This window comes from Leifsonella bigeumensis (assembly GCF_039537265.1).
GTDB classification, from domain to species: Bacteria; Actinomycetota; Actinomycetes; order Actinomycetales; family Microbacteriaceae; genus Terrimesophilobacter; species Terrimesophilobacter bigeumensis.
On sequence record NZ_BAABAE010000001.1, the window covers coordinates 373,954 to 393,886 of the forward strand.

20 protein-coding genes are annotated in these 19,933 nt (G+C 68.3%); 4 read left to right on the plus strand and 16 right to left on the minus strand.

Translation table 11 applies throughout. The features are described 5' to 3' along the window. Positions 1-12 precede the first annotated feature (12 nt). On the plus strand, positions 13-2,061 hold the full coding sequence (locus ABD678_RS02055) for an acyltransferase family protein (RefSeq protein ID WP_344753169.1): 2,049 nt from the start codon (positions 13-15) through the stop codon (positions 2,059-2,061). On the opposite strand, the gene ABD678_RS02060 is transcribed toward ABD678_RS02055, so the two are convergent. The 13 genes from ABD678_RS02060 to ABD678_RS02120 form a co-directional block, all read right to left on the minus strand. After that, on the minus strand, positions 2,058-3,047 hold the full coding sequence (locus ABD678_RS02060) for an LLM class F420-dependent oxidoreductase (protein WP_344753171.1): 990 nt from the start codon (positions 3,045-3,047) through the stop codon (positions 2,058-2,060). The two genes, ABD678_RS02055 and ABD678_RS02060, sit on opposite strands and share 4 nt — an antisense overlap. Before the next feature lie 69 nt (positions 3,048-3,116). Further along, entirely contained in the window at positions 3,117-3,761 is a 645-nt protein-coding gene (locus ABD678_RS02065) for an AmiS/UreI family transporter (protein ID WP_344753173.1), read from the minus strand. A 14-nt stretch (positions 3,762-3,775) separates the two neighbouring features. Beyond that, positions 3,776-4,477 (minus strand): cysteine hydrolase family protein, encoded by a 702-nt coding sequence (locus tag ABD678_RS02070; RefSeq protein ID WP_344753175.1) that lies wholly within the window; start codon positions 4,475-4,477, stop codon positions 3,776-3,778. A 125-nt stretch (positions 4,478-4,602) separates the two neighbouring features. Beyond that, a complete protein-coding gene (locus ABD678_RS02075) occupies positions 4,603-5,670 on the minus strand; it encodes a threonine aldolase family protein (RefSeq protein WP_344753177.1) in 1,068 nt (355 codons plus the stop codon). A 22-nt stretch (positions 5,671-5,692) separates the two neighbouring features. Further along, a complete protein-coding gene (locus tag ABD678_RS02080) occupies positions 5,693-6,784 on the minus strand; it encodes an ABC transporter permease (protein WP_344753179.1) in 1,092 nt (363 codons plus the stop codon). Continuing rightward, positions 6,781-7,662: an ABC transporter ATP-binding protein gene (locus ABD678_RS02085; RefSeq protein WP_344753181.1), complete on the minus strand. Its 882-nt coding sequence runs from the start codon at positions 7,660-7,662 to the stop codon at positions 6,781-6,783. The genes ABD678_RS02080 and ABD678_RS02085 overlap by 4 nt, the downstream gene beginning before the upstream one ends. Positions 7,663-7,766: 104 nt before the next feature. Further along, on the minus strand, positions 7,767-9,179 hold the full coding sequence (locus ABD678_RS02090) for a DUF6421 family protein (RefSeq protein ID WP_344753183.1): 1,413 nt from the start codon (positions 9,177-9,179) through the stop codon (positions 7,767-7,769). A gap of 114 nt (positions 9,180-9,293) precedes the next feature. Next, complete coding sequence (locus ABD678_RS02095) at positions 9,294-10,109, minus strand: alpha/beta fold hydrolase (RefSeq protein ID WP_344753185.1); 816 nt, start codon at positions 10,107-10,109, stop codon at positions 9,294-9,296. A gap of 38 nt (positions 10,110-10,147) precedes the next feature. Beyond that, positions 10,148-10,966 carry an ABC transporter permease gene (locus tag ABD678_RS02100; protein ID WP_344753187.1) on the minus strand — a complete coding sequence of 273 codons (819 nt, stop codon included), beginning with the start codon at positions 10,964-10,966 and terminating at the stop codon, positions 10,148-10,150. A gap of 2 nt (positions 10,967-10,968) precedes the next feature. Next, positions 10,969-12,000, minus strand: a complete 1,032-nt coding sequence (locus ABD678_RS02105) for an aliphatic sulfonate ABC transporter substrate-binding protein (protein ID WP_344753189.1) — start codon at positions 11,998-12,000, stop codon at positions 10,969-10,971. A gap of 49 nt (positions 12,001-12,049) precedes the next feature. Beyond that, positions 12,050-12,898: an ABC transporter ATP-binding protein gene (locus ABD678_RS02110; RefSeq protein ID WP_344753191.1), complete on the minus strand. Its 849-nt coding sequence runs from the start codon at positions 12,896-12,898 to the stop codon at positions 12,050-12,052. A gap of 142 nt (positions 12,899-13,040) precedes the next feature. Then, on the minus strand, positions 13,041-13,721 hold the full coding sequence (locus ABD678_RS02115) for a GntR family transcriptional regulator (RefSeq protein WP_344753194.1): 681 nt from the start codon (positions 13,719-13,721) through the stop codon (positions 13,041-13,043). 33 nt (positions 13,722-13,754) lie between these two features. Then, a complete protein-coding gene (locus ABD678_RS02120; RefSeq protein ID WP_344753196.1) occupies positions 13,755-14,594 on the minus strand; it encodes an exodeoxyribonuclease III in 840 nt (279 codons plus the stop codon). 130 nt (positions 14,595-14,724) lie between these two features. Between ABD678_RS02120 and pyrE the strand changes: the two genes are divergently transcribed. Both pyrE and ABD678_RS02130 read left to right on the plus strand, forming a co-directional pair. Then, complete coding sequence (gene pyrE, locus ABD678_RS02125) at positions 14,725-15,276, plus strand: orotate phosphoribosyltransferase (RefSeq protein WP_344753198.1); 552 nt, start codon at positions 14,725-14,727, stop codon at positions 15,274-15,276. Beyond that, a complete protein-coding gene (locus ABD678_RS02130) occupies positions 15,273-16,472 on the plus strand; it encodes a hypothetical protein (RefSeq protein WP_344753200.1) in 1,200 nt (399 codons plus the stop codon). The genes pyrE and ABD678_RS02130 overlap by 4 nt, the downstream gene beginning before the upstream one ends. 30 nt (positions 16,473-16,502) lie before the next feature. Here ABD678_RS02130 and ABD678_RS02135 read toward each other — a convergent pair whose 3' ends face one another. Both ABD678_RS02135 and ABD678_RS02140 read right to left on the minus strand, forming a co-directional pair. Further along, positions 16,503-17,288 (minus strand): HAD-IIA family hydrolase, encoded by a 786-nt coding sequence (locus ABD678_RS02135; protein WP_344753201.1) that lies wholly within the window; start codon positions 17,286-17,288, stop codon positions 16,503-16,505. A gap of 9 nt (positions 17,289-17,297) precedes the next feature. Beyond that, positions 17,298-17,666, minus strand: a complete 369-nt coding sequence (locus tag ABD678_RS02140; RefSeq protein ID WP_425561931.1) for a GntR family transcriptional regulator — start codon at positions 17,664-17,666, stop codon at positions 17,298-17,300. 110 nt (positions 17,667-17,776) lie between these two features. On the opposite strand from ABD678_RS02140, the gene ABD678_RS02145 reads away from it, so the two are divergent. Further along, positions 17,777-18,322, plus strand: coding sequence for an acyl-CoA thioesterase (locus ABD678_RS02145; RefSeq protein WP_344753204.1), 546 nt, complete (start codon positions 17,777-17,779; stop codon positions 18,320-18,322). A 23-nt stretch (positions 18,323-18,345) separates the two neighbouring features. Here ABD678_RS02145 and ABD678_RS02150 read toward each other — a convergent pair whose 3' ends face one another. Then, positions 18,346-19,812, minus strand: coding sequence for a helix-turn-helix domain-containing protein (locus tag ABD678_RS02150; protein WP_344753205.1), 1,467 nt, complete (start codon positions 19,810-19,812; stop codon positions 18,346-18,348). Positions 19,813-19,933 lie beyond the last annotated feature (121 nt).

The following is a 19,933-nucleotide window of genomic DNA, read 5'->3' on the forward strand; positions in this document are numbered from 1 at the left end:
GCCTGAACGGCGATGACTGAGCCCCGCCTTCGACAGCGCCCCACGAAGGCGAGCCACTTCCTTCCCCACGTGCAGGGCCTTCGTGCCATCGCCGTGATGCTGGTCGTGCTCTACCACGTCTGGCCCGGACGCCTCTCCGGCGGCTACATCGGCGTCGACATCTTCTTCGTCATCTCGGGCTTCCTCATCACCGGGCAGCTCGCCCGCGAGCTCGACCGCACCGGCCGGATCGCCCTCCCGAGCTTCTGGGCGAAGCGCGCACGTCGCCTGCTCCCCGCCGCCATCACGGTGCTCGTGTTCTGCGCGCTCGCCGTGCTCTTCCTGCTGCCCCTCTCGAGCCTCGTCTCCGAGGCGAAGGAGATCCTTGCGAGCACGTTCTACTTCGAGAACTGGCAGCTCGCCCTGAGCTCGGTCGACTACCTCGCCTCGCATGACGCCACGACCGTGCAGCACTACTGGTCGCTCTCGCTCGAGGAACAGTTCTATATCGTCTGGCCGTTGCTACTGCTCGGTGCGACCTGGCTCGGTGTGAAGTTCTTCGCCGCGCGGCGCTGGCTGCCGATGGTGGGGATCGTCGTCGTCGTGAGCGTCGTCTCGCTGGCAGCATCCGCGTTCTACACCGCCACCAATCCGGCTGAGGCGTACTTCGTGACGTGGACGAGGTTCTGGGAGTTCGGGGCCGGGGCCATCCTGGCATTGCTTCCGAGGCTGCGCCCGACGGGCGCGTGGTGGCCCAACCTGATCGGCTACGCGGGGCTCGCGATGATTCTCGCCGCGGCATGGTTCTTCGATCGCGACACCCCCTTCCCCGGTTACACCGCACTCCTTCCGGTGATCGGGACGGCCATGGTCATCACGACCGACCGTGCGAAGCACTGGTGGGATGTCGGAAGCGTGCTGGGCGGGCCGCCGCAGCGCTTCGTCGGTGACATCTCGTACTCGCTCTACCTGTGGCACTGGCCGCTCATCATCGTCGCCCCCTACATCCCGGGCTGGGGCCTCTCCGGCTGGAACCGGGTGGCTCTCATCGCGATCTGCTTCCTGCTGGCCTGGCTCACCAAGAAGTTCATCGAGGATCCGGTCCGCACCTGGAAGTTCTTCACCCTGCGACGTCCTCGCATCACGTACCTCGGTGTGATCGGGCTCATGGCGGTGTCGAGTCTCTTCGTCGGTGCCGCGTGGGTCGTCAACAACCCGCGTTACGAGGCGGAGGCCGCCGAGCTGCAGCAGATCCGCGCCGACCTGCCCGACTGCTTCGGTGCGCTCGCCGGTCCCGACTGCGAGAACCCGGAACTCGCCGGCGCGATCATCCCGAGTCCCGGCTTCGGCAACGCGGACTCCCCTGGTCACGTCGAGTGCTTCGTCCAGCTCAACGAGTCGGCGGTGAAAGCCTGCCACTTCGGCTCGGAATCCCCGGATGCTCCGCGTATCGCCCTCATCGGCGACAGCCACGCCTACCAGTACATCGAGACCCTCATCGCGCTCGCCGATGAGCGCGGCTGGTCGCTCACGACCTACCTCAAGGGCGCCTGCCCGTGGACCACGGCACCGGTGAGCGGGCCGAGCCCGGCGTTCACGGCATCCTGCGTCGACTGGCGCGCCAACCTCGCCGACGAACTCTCGGCGGTCGCGCCCTACGACGTGGTGTTCACCGCGGCGCTCGCGCACACGCCGTACACGGTCAGCGCCGCCGACCACGATGAGGTGCTGCGCGATGGCTTCCTCGAGGCGTGGAAGCAGGCCGCCGGTGCGGCGATCGTCACGATCGTCGACAATCCCGACTTCGTAGAGGACCCGAACAAGTGTCTCCGGAACGCAGCACCGGATGCCTGCACGGAACTCCGCGCGGACGTGCTCGCACAGACCGACCCTCTCGCCCTCGCCGGTGCCATGGCGGGTGCGACCGTGCTCGACTTCACGGACAGCTATTGCGACGACACGGTGTGCTTCAGCGTTGTCGGAGGGGCCAACGTGTACCGCGACCAGGATCACCTGACGCGAACCTTCGCCCTCACCCTCGGCCCCGCGATCGGGGACGCGATCGCCGCGCGACTGCCCTAAGCGAGCGCGGGGATGACCTCGCGCTCGAACAGTTCGATCCCCGAGCGGTCGTAGGCGGCCTCGGGGAAGTTGTGGATGGCGTAGCCGACTCCGAGGTCTCGCAGGCCCGCGAGGCGCTCCGCGACCTGCTCGGCGGTTCCGGCGCCCGGTGAGTTGCGGTAGTCGCGGGCGAACGCCGCGGCGCGCTCAGCGCCGAGCGCCGGCACGAGGCGTGCCTCGATCGCGTCGAGACGGTCCTTCACCTCGGCCTCGGTGTCGGCGACGACCGTGAAGAGGTTCGTTGAGCGCACGATGCCCTCGAAGTCGGTTCCGACCTCGGCGCAGTGGGTCCGCAGCAGTTCGCTCTTCTCGGCGAAGACCGTTGGGTTGCCGCCGGCGAAGTTCGTGTAGTCGGCATACTTCGCCGCGATGCGCAGCGTGACCTTCTCGCCGCCGCCGGCGATCCAGATCGGGATGCCGCCTTCCTGCAGCGGGAGCGGTCGCACGATCGCGTTGTCGACCTGATAGTGGACGCCGTCGAGGGTTGCGGATCCGGTCTTCCAGGCCTGTCGCATGATCTGCACGCCCTCATCGAGCCGGGCGAGGCGCTCGCCTGCGCGGGGGAAGCCGTAGCCGTAGGCGCGCCACTCCTGCTCGTACCAGCCGGCGCCGATGCCCATCTCGACCCGTCCGCCGGAGATCGCGTCGACCGTGGCGGCGACTTTCGCGAGGTAGACGGGGTTGCGATAGCTCATGCAGGTGCACATCTGGCCGAGCCGGATGCGCTTCGTCGTCGCGCCGAAAGCGGACATGAGCGACCATGCCTCGTGCGTCGCCTCCTCGCTCGGAACCGGCACGGTGTGGAAGTGGTCGTACACCCAGATCGATTCCCACTGCCCGCTGTCGGCGTGTGCGGCCAGGCCGCTCATCGCCGTCCACTGGTCGGCCGGGTCGATGCCGACGAGGTCGTGACGCCAGCCCTGCGGTACGAACATTCCGAATCTCATGAGGGTCAGCCTAGAAGCAATCAGTGGAGGTGATGTCACCTCCACCACTTCCGCAGGGTGGCGCCGGTATCAGGCGGTCACGGGCTGCTGTGCCGAGGCCGGCTGGTGGGGTTGGGGTTCGAGCGTGCGGGCCAGGTTCGATCGGGCCAGCAACCAGGCCAGCACGGATGCGCCCGCCAGGGCGGTGAGAGCCAGGAGCCCGGCTGCCGGGCTTGTACTCCACACCCCTTTGAAGAGGAACAGTGCCGTCACCGTGCAACTCGGTATGCCCAGGATGATCAGGAACCAGGCGGTGAACCGCGTCAGACCGGAGAGTCCCAGCGCCAGCAGCAGGAAGAACAGCGACCACATGATCGCCCAGGTCAACCAGACGACCGCGAAGATCGGGTCGGGACCGATGCTGATGATGCTGTGATAGAACGCGATCGCGGCCACGAACGCGCTGAACCAGCCGAAGCCCTCCGGCTCCAGCTTCAACAGGATGTTCAGCCCGAAGTACAGGTAGGTGATCCCGAAGAGGTAGGTCGGCCAGGTGCTGTTGATCACCGCGGCATCCGTGCTGTTCTGGATGAGGATGATCGTGGGCAGGACGACCTGCATCGTGCCCACGAACAGGTTCAGGATGGCCGCGCTGCGCGCGGGCACGATGCCCAGGGAATTGAGTCCGTTGACGAGCAGGACGATTCCGACGAAGAGTAGTCCGATGTTTCCCATGGGATGCTCCCGCGTCAGTCGGTGAGAAGGTCGAGGAACGTCTCCGAGGAGATCACCGGAGCGAAGAACTTGTTGATCCGGTCGAAGGCTGCCGGCTCCGACTCCGCGTGGTGGCAACCCGTCGCATCGCCGATGATGATCGGTAGCAGGCCGTTGTCGCGGGCCGCTCGTGCGTTGCCTTCAACGCACCAGTCGAGGTGGATGCCGGTGATGACGACGACCTCGACCTTCTTGCGGGCGAGTTCCAGGGGTAGATCAGTGCCCACGAAAGCGGTCTGCAGCGCCTTCTCGAAGAGCTCGTTGTCGCCGGGGCGCACGAGTTCGCGCAACTCGCCGACGAGTTCGTTGTCCCACGCGATCTGCTCCGGGGTGGCATCGAGGGCGCCCGTCCAGGAGTCGTACTGCACCGTGTCGAAGGCGGACTGCGGGTAACCCTGCCGGAAGACGGAGTAGCCGATCCAGTTGAAGGACACGAAGTTGTCACGGTGGCGAGCCGCCTCGACGGAGCGCACGGTCGCCTCGAGGCTTCCACGGAGGTCGTGACGTTCGCCATACTGTACGCCCCCCGGCTTGTAGAGGGAGTTCGATTGACTCACCGAGAGGAAGGCCGCCGGTCGCCGGAGGATCTTCCGCAGGTCGAGTTTTTTCCAGTGGTCGGCCAATTCTGGAATCGACTCGACGTTGGTGGTCGGGATGCTGGTGTCGATGAGCGTCATGGCTTCTCCTTCAGGTTTCTTCTACGCAGAGTAGAGAAGCCGGAAACCGCACGCGATCGACGTGACGCCGTGTGTCTGGTTGTGACGTAACATTCCCGTGGTTGCGGGCTGTCTCGCCGCTTGGGTCAGGGCGTGAGCTCCCGCACGATGGCGGTGACGAAGGCGTCGATGTCGGCCTCCGTGGTGTCGAAGGAGCACATCCAGCGCACCTCGCCGGTCGCCTGGCTCCAGTCGTAGAAGCGGAAGACCTTCCGCAGCCGGTCGGCGACTCCCGGAGGCAGCACGGCGAATACCGCGTTCGACTCGGTGGCCTGGGAGAAGGAGAGCCCCGCGATCGAGCCGTCGGCGATGCGATCCTCGAGCGAGCGCCGCAGGTGCGCGGCCATCGCGTTGGCGTGGCTCGCCGAGCGCAACCACAGGTTGCCCTCGAGGAGGGCGAGGAACTGGGCGGAGACGAAACGCATCTTGGAGGCCAGTTGCATGTTGAACTTGCGGAGGAAGAGGAGGCCGTCGGCGGCATCCGGGTTCAGGACGACGATCGCTTCGCCGTAGAGCATGCCGTTCTTCGTGCCCCCGAAGCTCAGCACATCGATGCCGGCGTCCGTCGTGAACTCGCGCAGTCCCGTGCCGAGTGCGGCGGCGGCGTTCGCGATGCGGGCGCCGTCCATGTGCACGGTCATGCCCTTCGCGTGGGCGTGCGCGGTGATCGCCTTCAGCTCGTCGATCGAGTAGAGGGTGCCGAGCTCCGTCGTCTGCGTGACGCTCACCGCAAGCGGCTGGGCGCGGTGCTCGTCGCCCCAGCCCCAGGCCTCCTGATCGATGAGCCCTGGGGTGAGTTTGCCGTCGGGGGTCTCGACCGTGAGCAGCTTGAGCCCGCTCACGCGCTCCGGCGCCCCTCCCTCGTCGGAGTGGATGTGCGCCGTCTTCGAGGAGACGACCGCGCCCCAGCGCGGCAGCATCGCGGTCAGCGCGGTGACATTCGCCCCCGTGCCGTTGAAGACCGGGAACACCTCTGCCTGTGCGCCGAAGATCTCGCGGATGCGCTCGTGCAGACGCTCGGTGTAGACATCCTCGCCGTAGGAGACCTGGTGGCCTTCGTTGGCCTCGGCGATCGCCGCGAGGACCTCGGGGTGGGCGCCGGCGTAGTTGTCGCTCGCGAAGCCACGGAGCTGGGGATCATGAAGTCGAGTCACCGACCCATTCTCGCACCGAGCGTCAGCGGGCGAGTGCCTCGGAGAGTTTCACGCGGGCGCCCGTGCGCAGGAGTGCGTTCGAGTAGATGCGGGCTCCGATCACGATGACGACCGCGGTCGTCGCCAGCAGGATGGCGAGCGAGAGCAGGGGCTCCCACCACGCTGCATCGCCGAGGAAGACGCGCATCGGCATCCCGACCGGCGCCGAGAACGGCACGTAGGACATGATCGCGAGCACGACGGGGTTGTCGTTGAACGCGATCACGAGGATGTAGGGCAGCATCACGAGGATCATGACCGGCGAGGTCGCGCTTCCGACATCCTCCTGCCGGGAGACGAGGGATGCGGTCGCCGCGTAGAGCGCGGCGATCATGATGAATCCGAACACGAAGAACACCACGAACCAGGCGATGGACGGCCCGAAGCTCGCGAGCAGTTCGGCTTGACCCGTGACGGTCAGGCCGATGGCGGCGAGGGCCGCGATCGCAGCGATCTGTGCGAAGGCGAGCAGACTGTTGCCGAGGACCTTGCCGGCCATGAGCGCCCGCACCGAGATCGTCGACAGGAGGATCTCGACGATGCGGGTCTGCTTCTCCTCGACGACGCTCTGCGCGATCGTCGTCCCGAAGGTCATGGCCGACATGAAGAACACGATGCCGAAGGCGATCGCCGCGAGGTAGGCGAGCAGCGGATTGAGCGCGTCCGGATCGAGCAGTTCGACGGTCGGTGGGGTGCTCAGCGCAACGACGAGGGATTGCGGCGCCGAGTCGAGCGCGAGGATCTGGACGCCGGTCGGCGCATCCTCCGCGGGAACGAGCGCGGCCTCGACCGTGCCGTCCCGCACGAGTTCCCTGGCGGCCTCGACGGAGTCCACCGTCGTGACCCTCAGGTTCGGGAGCTGCTCGGCGACCGCGACGGCTGCGCCGGTCGCGGCGACGTGCATCTTCGAGTTGGCGGTGCCGAAGAGCCCACTGGCGAGGATCGACCCGAGCACGGCGAGCATGAGGATGCCGGTCGAGATGAGGAACGCCTTGCTGCGCAGCTTCATCCGGATCTCACGCTCGGCGACGAGCCAGGAGCTCGCCGCGAATCCGGGGTTCTGGAAGGTGGTCACTGGATGACCTCCCGGAAGATCTGGGCGAGCGACGGTTCCTGCGGGGCGAACCGCAGCACGCGGCCCCTGTCGAGTGCAGCACGCAGCACGACCTGGGCGGCATCCGGACTGTCGGCCCGGAACACCGCATGCCCGCCGTCGATGCTGATGGTCTCGACGCCCTCGTCACGCACCCACTCGGCCGGGCCCGTCACGACGAGTTCGTATTGGGACTCCCCGAATTCCGCGCGCAGCTTCTCGCGGGATCCGGAGGCCCGAACGGCGCCATCGGCGATGACGACGAGGTCGTCGCACAGGCGCTCGACGATGTCGAGCTGGTGTGAGGAGAAGAGCACGGGTGCACCGCTGGCCGCACGGTCCTTGAGCACCCCCTGCACGGTCTCGACGGCGATCGGGTCGAGACCGGAGAACGGCTCGTCGAGCACGAGGATCTCCGGGTCGTGCACGAGAGCGGCGGCGATCTGTGCGCGCTGCTGGTTGCCGAGCGAGAGGCTCTCGACCGTCGTGTCCGCTCGCTCCTCGAGACCGAGTCTCTCGAGCAATTGCGTCGTGTTCCGCTGCGCTGCGGCCGGCGTGAGCCCGTGCAGGCGGGCGAGGTAGACGATCTGCTCGGCGACCTTCATCTTCGGGTACAGCCCGCGCTCCTCCGGCATGTAGCCGAAGCGCCGCCGATCGGTGTCACCGAGGTCGGCTCCATCGAGGGAGACGCGCCCTGAGTCGGCGGAGAGCACCCCGAGGATGATGCGCATCGTCGTGGTCTTGCCCGCACCGTTCGCGCCGACGAAGCCGGTCATCCGGCCACCGCCCACCGTGAACGACACGTCGGTGAGTACCCGCTTGGAGCCGAACGAGCGGTTGATGTTGTCTACCTGAAGCACCCGACTACCCTAAGCCACTCCCTCGCCAGCCGTTTGTGCGCAATATGTGTCGGAAAGGATCAGTCCTTTCCGACCAGAATCGCGCACAAACGGTAGGCCGTGGCTCAGTCGGAGGCGCCGGTGATGCCCGCCGTCGACTCGATGACCGCGGTCATCTTGCGCGAGAGCGCCTCGTAGAACATCGAGAGCGGGAACTCGTCGTCCAGCACCGCGTTCGTCAGGTCCTTGGGCAGTCCGTCGAGCGGCAGGTCGCGCGTCGCCCACTTCGACGCCGGATGCGGTGCGAGCGTCCCCGAGACGAGGTCGTACGCGGCGAGCCAGTGCGCGACCTTCGGACGGTCGATCGAACGCCAGTACAGGTCGCCGATCGCCTCGCCGAGCGCGTTGACGACATCCGGAACCTCGTCCCAGTCGATGCTGAGCGTCGTGTCGGTCCAGTGCAGCACGTGGTGCTGGTGCATCCAGGCGAACAGCAGCTGGCCGCCCAGCCCGTCGTAGTTGCGCACCCGGCTGCCGGTCAGGGCGAACCGGAAGATGCGGTCGAAGATGACCGTGTACTGCACGAGCTGGGCGTGCTTGCGCGTCACGGCATCCGTGTCGTCAGCCCTTACCAGCTTCACCGACTCGCGGAAGGCTGTGAGGTCGCAGCGCAGCTCCTCGAGCGAGTAGAGGAAGTACGGCATCCGCTGCTTGATCATGAACGGGTCGAACGGCAGGTCGCCGCGCATGTGGGTGCGGTCGTGGATGAGGTCCCACATGACGAAGGTCTCCTCGGCGAGCCGCTGGTCCCCGAGCAGCTCGAGGGCGTCATCCGGCAACTGCAGCCCGGTGATCTCGGATGCCGCCGTGACGACCCGGCGGAAGCGTGCAGCCTCGCGGTCGGCGAAGATCGCACCCCAGGTGAATTTCGGCGTTTCGCGGACGGCAACGGTCTCGGGGAAGAGCACGGCGGCGTTCGTGTCGTAGCCGGCGGTGAAGTCGAGGAACTGGATCGGGACGAAGAGCTTGTTCGAGTACTCCCCCGCCTCGAGCGCGGCGACGAACTCTGGCCAGACGACCTCGATGAGCACCGCCTCCACGAGACGATCGCTGCTGCCGTTCTGCGTGTACATCGGGAACACCACGAGGTGCCGGAGCCCATCGATCCGGTGCTGCTCGGGGTGGAACGCCACGAGCGAATCGTAGAAGTCGGGAACCCCGAAGCCCCCCTTCGCCCAGCGCTCGAAATCGGCGACGAGGGCCGTGAGGTATTCCTCGTCGTGCGGGAACAGTGGTGCGAGCTCGCCGATGGCCTGATCGATCGCGGCGACGAGCTTCTGCGCCCTGGCGTGGTCGGCCTTCTTCGGGACGCTGCCGTCCTGCGCCTGGAGCGGGCGGATGTCCGTGGCCGCCGCCTTGAGGGCGAGCCACGAAGGGTTCTCGGTGACGTTGCGGACGTCCCCTTCGACAGGCTCAGGGCGGCGCTCGACGACCTCGGGTTCGCCAATGATGGACTTCTCGTGGATGAGCTGTGACATGGTTCGACCTCCCGTCGTCGTGAGCGCGGATATTGCTGCTATCCAAGGGTATCCGGCGGATCGTGGCGTTTGGTTGTGAGATCCTGCGGAAAGCTGCGTGGAAGGCGGGTCGATTCAGAGATTGTGTTCGCCGAGCCACTCGAGCAGCACGCGTTCGAACTCGGCGGACTGCTCGACGCTCGGGATGTGCGCGGAGTCGGGGAACCGGCATCCGTCGGCGGCGGGGATCGTCGAGACGAGGTATTCGTATTGGGCGAGAGTCGGAGAGAGGTCGTGGTCACCGACCATCACGAGCGCGGGCACGGCGATGTCGACGACGCGGTCGTAGGCCGGGGGCTCGAGCGGGATCGGGGTGGGGTTCTCGGCGGCATGGCGCGCGTTCACGGCGTTCAACTCATAGGCGGTCGCCACGAAGGAGGGGTCCAGGGCGGCCGCGGAGCGGTTCGGGCCGAAGTCCCACAGCTCGACCTCGCGACGCGCGACCGCTTCCCAGTCCTGCGCCTCGTACAGCCGGTCGAGCTCGTCGAAGAGCTCGTCCTCGCGCTCGGTGAGCTCGACCTCCGGGAACCCGCTCGGGCCGGAACCGATCGTGACGAGACCGGCGACGCGATCCGGATGCGCGACCGCGAGGTCGATCGCGATCGAGCCGCCGCGCGAGCATCCGATCACGGTCGTCCGGGCGACACCGAGGTGATCGAGCAGGTCGAGGGCGTCAGCGCGGTTGGAGAACGGTACGTCCTCGGTCTCGGTCTGCCCGTAGCCGCGCGTATCGAAGCGGATGACGAAGTGCCCGGCTGCGAGGGCGGCCACCTGCGGATCCCACATCCGCAGGGAGGCGATGCCGGCGTGGATGAGGAGCACGGCGGGCGAGGAGATCTGCCCGTCGGTCTCGTAGTAGAGCGACGCCCCGTCCACGTCCAGGTGCGGCATCCCTTCACGCTACGCGACGAGGCCTCGCATGACCAGCGTCACGCCCACCGCCGGTTCGCCCACCGCTCGAACAGGCCGATGAGGGCATCCGTCGTCTTGCCGACGAGAGCGAGCAGCAGGATCGCGAGGAACAGTCGGTCGGTGCGGCCGTTGTTCGACGAGTCGATGAGCAGCCAGCCGAGGCCCATGGACGCGGCGATGAGTTCGGCGGCGACCAGGAAGAGCCAGGCCTGCGCGAGGGCTAGCCGCAACCCGGAGATGACCGAGGGGAGCACCGCGGGCAACTGCACGGTGGTGAAGAGCTTCACGCCGCTCAGCCCGAAAGCCCGCCCGGCCTCGACGAGCTGCCGGTCGACGTGGCGCAGCGCCGAGGACACGGTCGTGTAGACCGGGAAGAAGGCGCCGATCGCCACGAGGGTGATCTTCGACTCCTCGCCGATCTTCATCCAGAGGATGAGCAGCGGAACCCAGGCGAGCGACGGCACCGCCCTGATCGCCCCGAGCGTCGCGCCGAGCAGGATGTCCCAGGCCCGGGAGAGCCCGACGACGGCGCCGAGCAGGATGCCGAGCCCTGCCCCGATCGCGAACCCGATGAGCACGCGCTGCGTCGAGATCCCGATGTAGAGGCCGAGCTGTCCACGGGCGGCGAGGTCGATCCCGGCCTGCACGACCATCGCCGGCGTCGGAAGCTGCGCGATCGTCCAGGCGCCCGAGGTCGACAGGACCTGCCACAGGACGAGGATCGCCACCGGCAGCAGCAGACCGCCGGCCACCATGGCCCAGCGGCGCCCGGTCCACCCCACGCGGGTGGACCAGGCGCGCGTCGGCGCGAGCACGAACTCGAGCGCTGTGGCCATCGTCAGCCGATCGCGGCCGGGTCGGCTTTGAGGATGAACGTGTCATTGACGAGCGAGGCGAGGGCGTCATCCACCTGCTGCTGGCTCGCGACATCCCCCGAGGCGACGAAGATCGGGCCGATGACCTTCAGCACGGCGAGCTGCTTGGCACCGGGGACCGGGTCGACGTCGAGGTTCGTGCGCTCGTCGATGACCTTCTTCGCGACGACCGGATCGAGGCTCGCGACCTCCGCAAGGATCCTCGCGGTCTCCTCCGGGTGCTCCTGCGCCCACACTCGAGCGTGCTCATAGGCGTTCACGACCGCCTGGGCGAGGTCGGGCCTCGAGGTGAGGAAGGACTCCGTCGCGTTCAGGAAGCCGTAGCTGTTGAAGTCGACGTTCCGGTAGATGAGGGATGCGCCGGCGACCTCCGCCCCGGCCATGATCGGGTCGAGACCACTCCAGGCGTCGACCGAGCCGTTCTGCAGTGCGGCCCAGCCGTCGGCGTGCTGGAGGTTCTGGATCGTGACGTCGTCGGCCGTGAGGCCGTTCGCCTCGAGCGCCTGAAGCAGGAAGAAGTACGGGTCGGTACCCTTGGTCGCCGCGATCTGCTTGCCCTTGAGCTCGGCGACCGAGGTGATGTTCGACCCTGGCGCGACGACGATCGCCGACCACTCGGGCTGCGAGTACAGGTCGATGACCTGGATCGCCGAGCCGTTCGCGCGGGCCAGCAATGCGGCGCTTCCCGCCGTCGACCCGACGTCGATCGCCCCGGCCCGCAACGCTTCGTTGGCCTTGTTGGAGCCGGCCGACTGCAGCCAGTTGACGGTCACGTCCTGGTCGGCGAGGGCATCCTCGAGCCAGTGCTGGTCCTTGATGATGAGGCTCAGCGGGTTGTAGGTCGCGAAGTCGATGTTCAGGGTGCCTCCGGTCGTCACGCCGTCGCCGTCGGAGTCGGGGGCCGCGCTCTCGCCGGCGAGGCATCCGCTGAGCAGCAGGGCGGTGGCGGATGCCGTGGCGACGACCGCGGCGATGGTTCTCGTTCTGTGCTTCATGGTTACTCCTGGTTGTTGCGGTGTTGGGCTGGTGCGGTCGGGGACGCGCTCACAGCGCGTAGACGGGGAAGCGGGCTCGTGACTCGAGTTCACGGCGGCTCTCGTGGCGGTCGATTCCGAGGCCCGCGAGCAGCCGTGCCCTGAGCTCGGCGAGTTCGGCGGAGCCTCGGTCCCGCGGCCGGGCTCCCGGAACCGTGACGACTTCGAGGATGGTCGCACCGGCCTGGTCGTCGTCGCGACCCTCTTCCCGGCCGAGCAGCACGATGCGATCCGCGAGCTGCAGGGCCTCGTCGACGTCGTGAGTGACGAGCAGCACCGTCGTCGGGGCGGCCGTGTGGATGTCGAGCAGGAGGTCCTGCATCCGGAGCCGGGTGAGGGCGTCGAGCGCACCGAAGGGCTCGTCGAGCAGCAGTACGCCCGGGTTCCGCGCGAGCGCCCGGGCGAGGGACGCGCGCTGGGCCATGCCACCGGAGATCTCGCGCGGCCGGTGGTCCGCGAACTCGTCGAGGCCGACCAGTTCGAGGAGGCGGCCGACCCGCTCTGTAGTGTCGGATCTGCTCGCCCCCGGGCGTGCCCCGAGTTCGACATTGGCGGCGATGGTCCGCCAGGGCAGGAGCCTCGGCTCCTGGAAACCGACCGCGCACCGCGGGTCGATCCCGTCGACCGTCGAGCCATCGATCGTGACCCGCCCGGATGTCGCCCGGTCGAGCCCGGCGACGATCCGAAGCAGTGTGGACTTGCCGCATCCGCTCGTGCCGATGATGGCGACCACCTCGCCGGGCTCGATCGTGAGCGAGACGTCGCGGAGCACACTGCGGTCGCCGAAGCTGCGCGCGACGGCGGTGAAGGTCACGCCGAACGTCGTGTTGTGCTGCGCGGTGGGCTCGAGGATCGACATGCCTGCCTCAGGGTCTCGTCCGGGTGGCGGGAGGGGGACGGGTTCGAACCTAGTGAGGTCGGGTGACGCCTGTCACGGCGCCCCGAAACGGGGGGACACGCGGAGAAACAGGGGGTAACGCGGGGCGCCTTCGCGCCGTCGGCTACGCCGGCTCTACGGGGATGCGGATGGCGCGGATGTCCGCAATCGCCTTGTGCGCGAGGGTCGCGTCGTTCGCCCCGACGGCGGTGATGAGGGTCGCCTGCGCCCCGTCGAGGGCCTGGAAGTCGAGGTAGTCGGGAAGGTGCAGGCTGCCGAGTCGCACGATGTGCACGACCGAGGTGATCGCCCGGCGCAGCGACTCGTTGGTCGACAGTGCGACCAGTCGGCTGAAGAAGGAGAAGTTCGTCGTGGCGATGGCCTGCATGTCGAAGGCGGTCACTGCACCCCGGAAGTCCTCGTGGTCGCGGGCCATCGCGTCGCGGACATCCTCCCCGGCGGTCGGGACGACCTCGTCGAGGAGTGCGCCATACAGTGCGGCCCAGACGACCATGGCCTCGGCGGTCTCGCGCGGGCTCACGACGGCGACCCGGGTGAAGCGGCTCGCCGAGGCTTCGACGACGCCGATCTCGCGCAGCCGCTGGAGCGCCTCGCGCACCGGAGTGCGCGAGACCTTGAACTCGGCGGCGAGCGCCGTGTCGCTGATGCGCTCGCCGGGGAGCAGCCGGCCCTCGTGGATGGCCTCGAGGACCTCCTCGAACACGGTCGTCACGACCTTGCTCGTGGCGATTCCGGCGTCCAGGCTCGCGTGGATCGCACGGCTCGAAGGACTGGTGTCTGTCATCCCTGCAATCCTAGGTCGGGGCTCACGTGTTGCTCAGAAGATCATCGGTCTGTCGAGATCGTCGCCGCCCTCGAGCTCGAGGTCGACGCTGACCGGAACATGGTCGCTCGGCGCATCGCCCTTGCGCTCATCCCGGTGGATGCGCGCATCCGTCACGAGGTCGGCGAAGGCGCCCGAACCGAGGATGAAGTCGATGCGCATCCCCTCGTTGCGAGGGAAACGCAGCTGCTTGTAGTCCCAGAAGGTGTAGCCCTCGGGGACGATCGGGCGCACGACGTCCGTCAGGCCGGTGTCGAGGAAGGCGGCGAAGGCCGCGCGTTCGGGCGGCGAGATGTGCGTGGAGAGGCCGGGCACGAAGCTCGGGTCGCCCATGTCGGCGTCGGTGGGGGCCACATTCCAGTCGCCCATGAGGGCGAGCGGCGCATCCGGATGCCGCGCCAGCCAGCTGCTCGTCTCCTCGTTCAGCCGGGCCAGCCAGTCGAGCTTGTAGGCGTAGTGCGGATCGTCGAGCGCGCGGCCGTTCGGCACGTAGAGGCTCCACAGGCGGATGCCGTCGATCGTGACGCCGATCGCCCGCGCCTCGAGGGGAAGGTCGGGGCCTTCCGCGCCCTTGAGGAAGCCGGGCTGGGCGGGGAAGCTCAGGTCGACATCCGTCATGGGCAGGCGGCTCGCGAAGGCGACGCCGTTCCACTGGTTCAGGCCGTGCGCGACGACCTCGTAGCCGGCGTCTTCGAACGCTTCGAGGGGGAACTGCTCCGGCTTGCATTTGATCTCCTGCATGGCGAGGACGTCCACGTCTTCGCGCACGAGCCAGTCGACGACGCGGCCGGACCGCGCACGGATCGAGTTCACATTCCAGGTCGCCACGCGCATACCTGAACGCTACCGCTTGTCCCAAATGAAGGCATTTCTGACGAGCTGCACGTCGCTGGAAGGGCAGGGCCCATCCGCAGCGCGGACATGCCTTCATTTGGGACGGGACGGATGACATAAAGTTGTCTGCGTGACCGACGCCCGCCGCCAGCTCATCGACCACATCGCCTCCGACGCGGTGTTCCACGGCGACTTCACGCTCACGAGCGGTGCGAAGGCGACGTTCTACGTCGACCTGCGCAAAGTGAGTCTCGACCATCGTGTCGCGCCGCTCATCGGCGACGTCATGCTCGACCTCATCGCCGACGTGCCGGATGTCGCGGCCGTCGGCGGGATGACGATGGGCGCGGATCCGATCGCCGCCGCCATCCTGCACCGCAGCGTCGGCCGCGATCGCAGCTACGACGCCTTCGTCGTGCGCAAGGAGCCGAAGGACCACGGGCGAGGTCGCCAGGTCGAGGGTCCGGATGTCGCGGGCAAGCGAGTCGTCGTCGTCGAGGACACCTCCACCACGGGCGGGTCACCGCTCTCGGCGATCGCCGCCCTCGAGCGCGCGGGTGCCGAGATCGCCGCCGTCGCCGTCGTCGTCGACCGCGACACCGGCGCGCGTGAGGCCATCGAGGGGGCCGGCTACCGATACCTCGCCGCGATCGGCCTCGACGACCTCGGGCTCACGCCATGACCGACGACCGCGACAGCCGGGGCGGCGCGAGCGATGACGAGGCGCTCGACGCCTGGCTCGCCGCGAACTTCCCGCCGAAGACCCCGGATGCCGTGCCGCCGCCTGAGCCGCCGTCGGCTGAGCCGCCACTCACCGTGCCCACCGAGCCGCCGCCCACTGTGCCGCCCGTGTCGCCGTCACCTAAGCCGCCACCTTTGGTGGAACCGGCCCAGCCCACCCCTCCGGTCTCCCTCGAGCTGCCACCGGTGTTCCCGCCGCCCCTGACGGACCAGGCCCCTGCGGCCCCGCCCCCCGGCGCCTGGCCGTCGGCATCCGGCGCGAGCCAGCAGCCCCCGCCGGAACCGCCCCCCACTCCGCCGGTTGCAGGCGAACTCGCGGGGCTTCCGCCGGAGCCCGACGTTCCCGCCGATCCGACCGAACTCTTCGGCGCGGCGGGGGGCGCCTCCGCGCTCGACGACCTGTTCGGCGAGTCAAAGTTCCGGGACTACGAGGTGGAGCCCGGCCCGAGCCAGAACCCCTTTGCCGCCCGCCCGTTCGATCCCCGCGGACTGACGGCCACCCAGGCGGGAGAGGCGGCCCAGCCCAACCCGGCGGGAATCTCCCGAGCCCAGAAGGTGCTTCTCTGGATCGCCGGGTCGCTCGTAGCCGCCCTTGCACTCCTCGCCCTGTTCCTTCTCGGAACCAGGCTGCCCGACCTGCTCGGACCGGCTCCTGCCATCGTCGTGACGCCGAGCACCACACCGACGCCAACTCCGACCGCCGCGCCCCTCGGGCCCGTCGATCCCGGCGTCTACGACTGGGACGAGCTGCTCGGTGGCGAATGTCTCGACCCGTATGAGGGCCCGTGGGCGGAGGAGTACACGGTCGTCGACTGCGCGGGACCGCATCCGGCACAGCTTGCTACCCGCGGGACCTTCGGTCCCGATGACGGCTTCGTGACCCCTTACCCGGGTGTCGAGGCGCTGCAGTCGCAGGTCAATCTCCTCTGCACGGCTCCAGAGGTGATCGACTACGCGGCGGCCAGGGCGTACACCGACATCCAGTTCGAGGCGAGCTTCGCTGCGACGGCGGACGACTGGGTCGAGGGCGACCGCGACTACTCCTGCTTCCTGTCGCGTGCGTCGGGCGGCCCGATCACCGGCAGCATCGCCATGCCGCAGGTCGCCCCGGAGCCGAGCGAGACCCCGACCCCCTAGACCCGGGCCGCAGACCCCGTCCCGTGGCCCTCAGCCGTCGGTCGGCTCGAGAAGTTCGTGCACCCCGTCCAGGACCTCGTCCGGCCGGAACGGGTAGCGCTCGATCTCGGCCCGGTCGCTGATGCCGGTGAGCACGAGGATCGTGTGCAGACCCGCCTCGATGCCGGCGACGACATCCGTGTCCATGCGGTCGCCGATCATGCCGGTGTTCTCGGAGTGCGCGCCGATACGATTCATCGCCGAGCGGAACATCATCGGGTTCGGCTTGCCGACCACGTAGGGCTCCTTGCCGGTCGCCTGGCTGATGAGTGCGGCGACAGCACCCGTCGCGGGAAGTGGGCCGTCCGCCGACGGGCCGGTGACATCCGGGTTGGTGATGATGAACCGCGACCCGGCGTTGATGAGGCGGATGGCGCGCGTGATCGCCTCGAAGGAGTAGCTGCGCGTTTCGCCGACCACGACGAAATCCGGTGCGGTCTCGGTCATGACGAACCCGGCCTCATGCAGGGCGGTCGTGATGCCCGACTCGCCGATCACGAAGGCCGTGCCGCCGGGCTTCTGCTTGCTCAGGAAGTCGGCGGTGGCGAGCGCCGAGGTCCAGATCGACTCCTCGGGCACCTCGAGCCCGCTCGCCCGCAGCCGCGCGCTGAGGTCGCGAGGCGTGTAGGTGGAGTTGTTGGTGAGCACGAGGAAGGGCGTGCCCCGGTCACGCCACTGGCGGATGAGTTCGGCGGAGCCGGGGAGGGGAATGTTCTCGTGCACGAGAACGCCGTCCATGTCGGTCAGCCAGCACTCGACGTCGGCGCGATCGCTCATGGCGCAAGCCTAGCGAGCGGGCTGGCCGCGCAGCGCGGCGGTCACGAGGGCGACGGCCTCCTCCGTGCCGATGCCGAGCTTGCGGATGCGCTGGGCGAAGTCGGCGGCGGCCTCCTGCGCCTGCCGTTCGGCGGGGTCCCCGTGGCTCGACACGAAGGAACCGTTGCGACCTCTGGTCTCGATGATGCCGTCGGATTCGAGTTCGCGATAGGTGCGGGCCACGGTGTTGGGCGCGAGACCGAGGTCTTCGGCGAGACGCCGCACGGTGGGCAACCGGGCGCCGGTGACGAGGTCGCCACGTGCCACGAGGTCTCGGAACTGCACACGCAGCTGCTCGAACGGTGGCACCGACGAGCGCGGGTCGACGGAGAGCATCATGGCGAGGGCGCCTCCACTTCTGATCGCGTTGGACGGTCTGGTATCCGTCGCAACGTACCAATACAGAATGTCGCGGTCAACGTCCGATCGGTCACGGGTAGGCTGCCGAGGTGAACCTGCTGTGGCGTACTCTCCTGCACTTCCTCTCCCCGATCCGCACGGTCCGCGGGCCGTACGAGGTCGTGACCACCCGGTTCCGGGTGCTGCCGACCGATCTCGACGTCAACCGGCACATGAACAACGGCCGGTACCTCTCGATCTCCGACATCGGCCGCTTCGACCTGCTGCGATCATCCGGGCTCTGGAAGGAGCTGCGCCGCCGCGGCTGGTACCCGGTCGTCGCGAGTTCGACGATCAGCTACCGCAGATCACTGAGGCCCTGGCAGCGCTTCGAGGTGGAGAGCCGCTTCCTCGGTGTCGACGAGCGCAATGTCTATCTTGAGCAGCGCTTCGTGGTGGGCGGGGAGATCTATGCCCGCCTCTTCGTGCGCGGGCGGTTCCTGAAGGATGCCGGCGGTCACGTGCCCATGGACGAACTCGTAGGACTGCTCGGCGAACTGCCCGACTGGCTGCAGGTGCCGGAGTGGCTCCTGACCTGGGGAACGGATGGCGCCCTGCCCTCCACGAAGTCGCCCGCGCCGAGTGAATGGGACTGAGCGGCCGGAAGTGGCAGGTACGCCTACTCGCCCGACGGGGCGTGCTGCTCGAGGAATGCGTAGACCTCGGTGCGGTCGACCCCGGTGAACGACTCGGAGGGCACCGCCGCGAGCAGTGAGGACTGCAGGCGGGGGCTCGGGAAGGTGCGCCCCGTCCAGCGATCGGCGAGGCCCTGCGGCGGGCGGCGACAGCAGGCGGGGTCCGGGCATCCGGATGTCCTGCGGTGCGTCGTGTCCCGCCCTCGAAACCACTTGACGTGGGCGAACGGGGTGCCGACGCTCACCGAGTAGTCTCCCCGCGACGTCGACTGGATGCTCGAGGAGCACCAGTAGGTGCCGTTCGGCTTGTCGGTGTACTGGTTGTACGGACTGAACCGGTCGGCGATGTCGAACACCTGCCGCGCGGACCACTGCCGGCAGACGAGCTGCCCCTCGACCGCACCGAGCACATCGGTCGGGAACTGCGCATCGTCGTTCTCGTAGGCCTTCAGGATCGTGCCGGTCTCGTGCGTCTTGAGAAAGTGCACCGGGATGCCGAGGTGCTGGGTGGCGAGGTTCGTGAAGCGGTGGCCGGCCGTCTCGTAGGTGACGGCGTAGGCGTCCCGGAGGTCCTCGACCGAGAGCTCACGGCGGTCGCGCGCCTGGAGGAGGAAGGGGACCGCGTCATCCTCGGGGATCATGAGGGCGGCCGCGAGATAGTTCGTCTCGACCCGCTGCAGCAGGAACTGGTCGTAGTCGGTGGGCTCCTTCGCGCCGAGCACCTGGCCGGCGAGCGCGCGCAGCAGTGCGCCGCGCGGGTCCCCTCCGCGGCTCACCGGCAGGTAGATGCGGTGGTGGGCGAGGTCGCTCACCGACCTCGTCGAGTCGGGGAGGTCAGGGACGTAGTGCAGCGTGAAGCCGAGGTGGGCGGCGAGGTCGGATGCGGTGCGCTGGGAGAGCGGACCGCCGGCGTGCCCGACCGCGGCCAGCAGCCTGCGCGCCTCCGCCTCGAGCTCTGGAAAGTAGTTGTTCTGCCGGCGCATCTGCCTGCGCAGTTCGGTGTTCGCGCGACGGGCATCCTCGGGGGTCGCCGCGCGCTCCCGGTGCAGGCGCTCGAGTTCGGCGTGCAGCCCGAGGATGACCTCGATCGCCTCGTCGCCCAGGCTCTTGCGCACCGGCACCGGCGCGAGCCCGAGCGAGGAGAACAGCGGTCCGGACTGGGCGCGCTCGAGCGCGATCTCCCGCGCGGCTCGCGGTGAGGGCGCCTCGGCGCTCAGGAGCTCGGCGAGCGGCACGGAGAGCGCCTTCGCGACGGTCTGCAGGTCGCTCACCTTGGGCTCGCGCTTGCCGTTCTCGAGCACGCTCACCTGGGACGCCGCACGACCGATCGCGGCGCCGAGGTCGTCGAGCGTCATACCGCGCTGCGTGCGCAGGCTCCGGATGCGCTTGCCGATGGTGAGTGCGTCGAGCATCTCCTCATCGTGGTCGACGGGCGGGCGCTGGGGAGTCATCCGCCCAGCTTCGCAGAACTGGTTCTTCTACGGAATAGAAGAACCGCAAAACTTCTGCACTTATTTCCAGCGAAGACGGGTCGATGTTGCCAGAGAGTGGGTTCCACCAGCACACACCGAG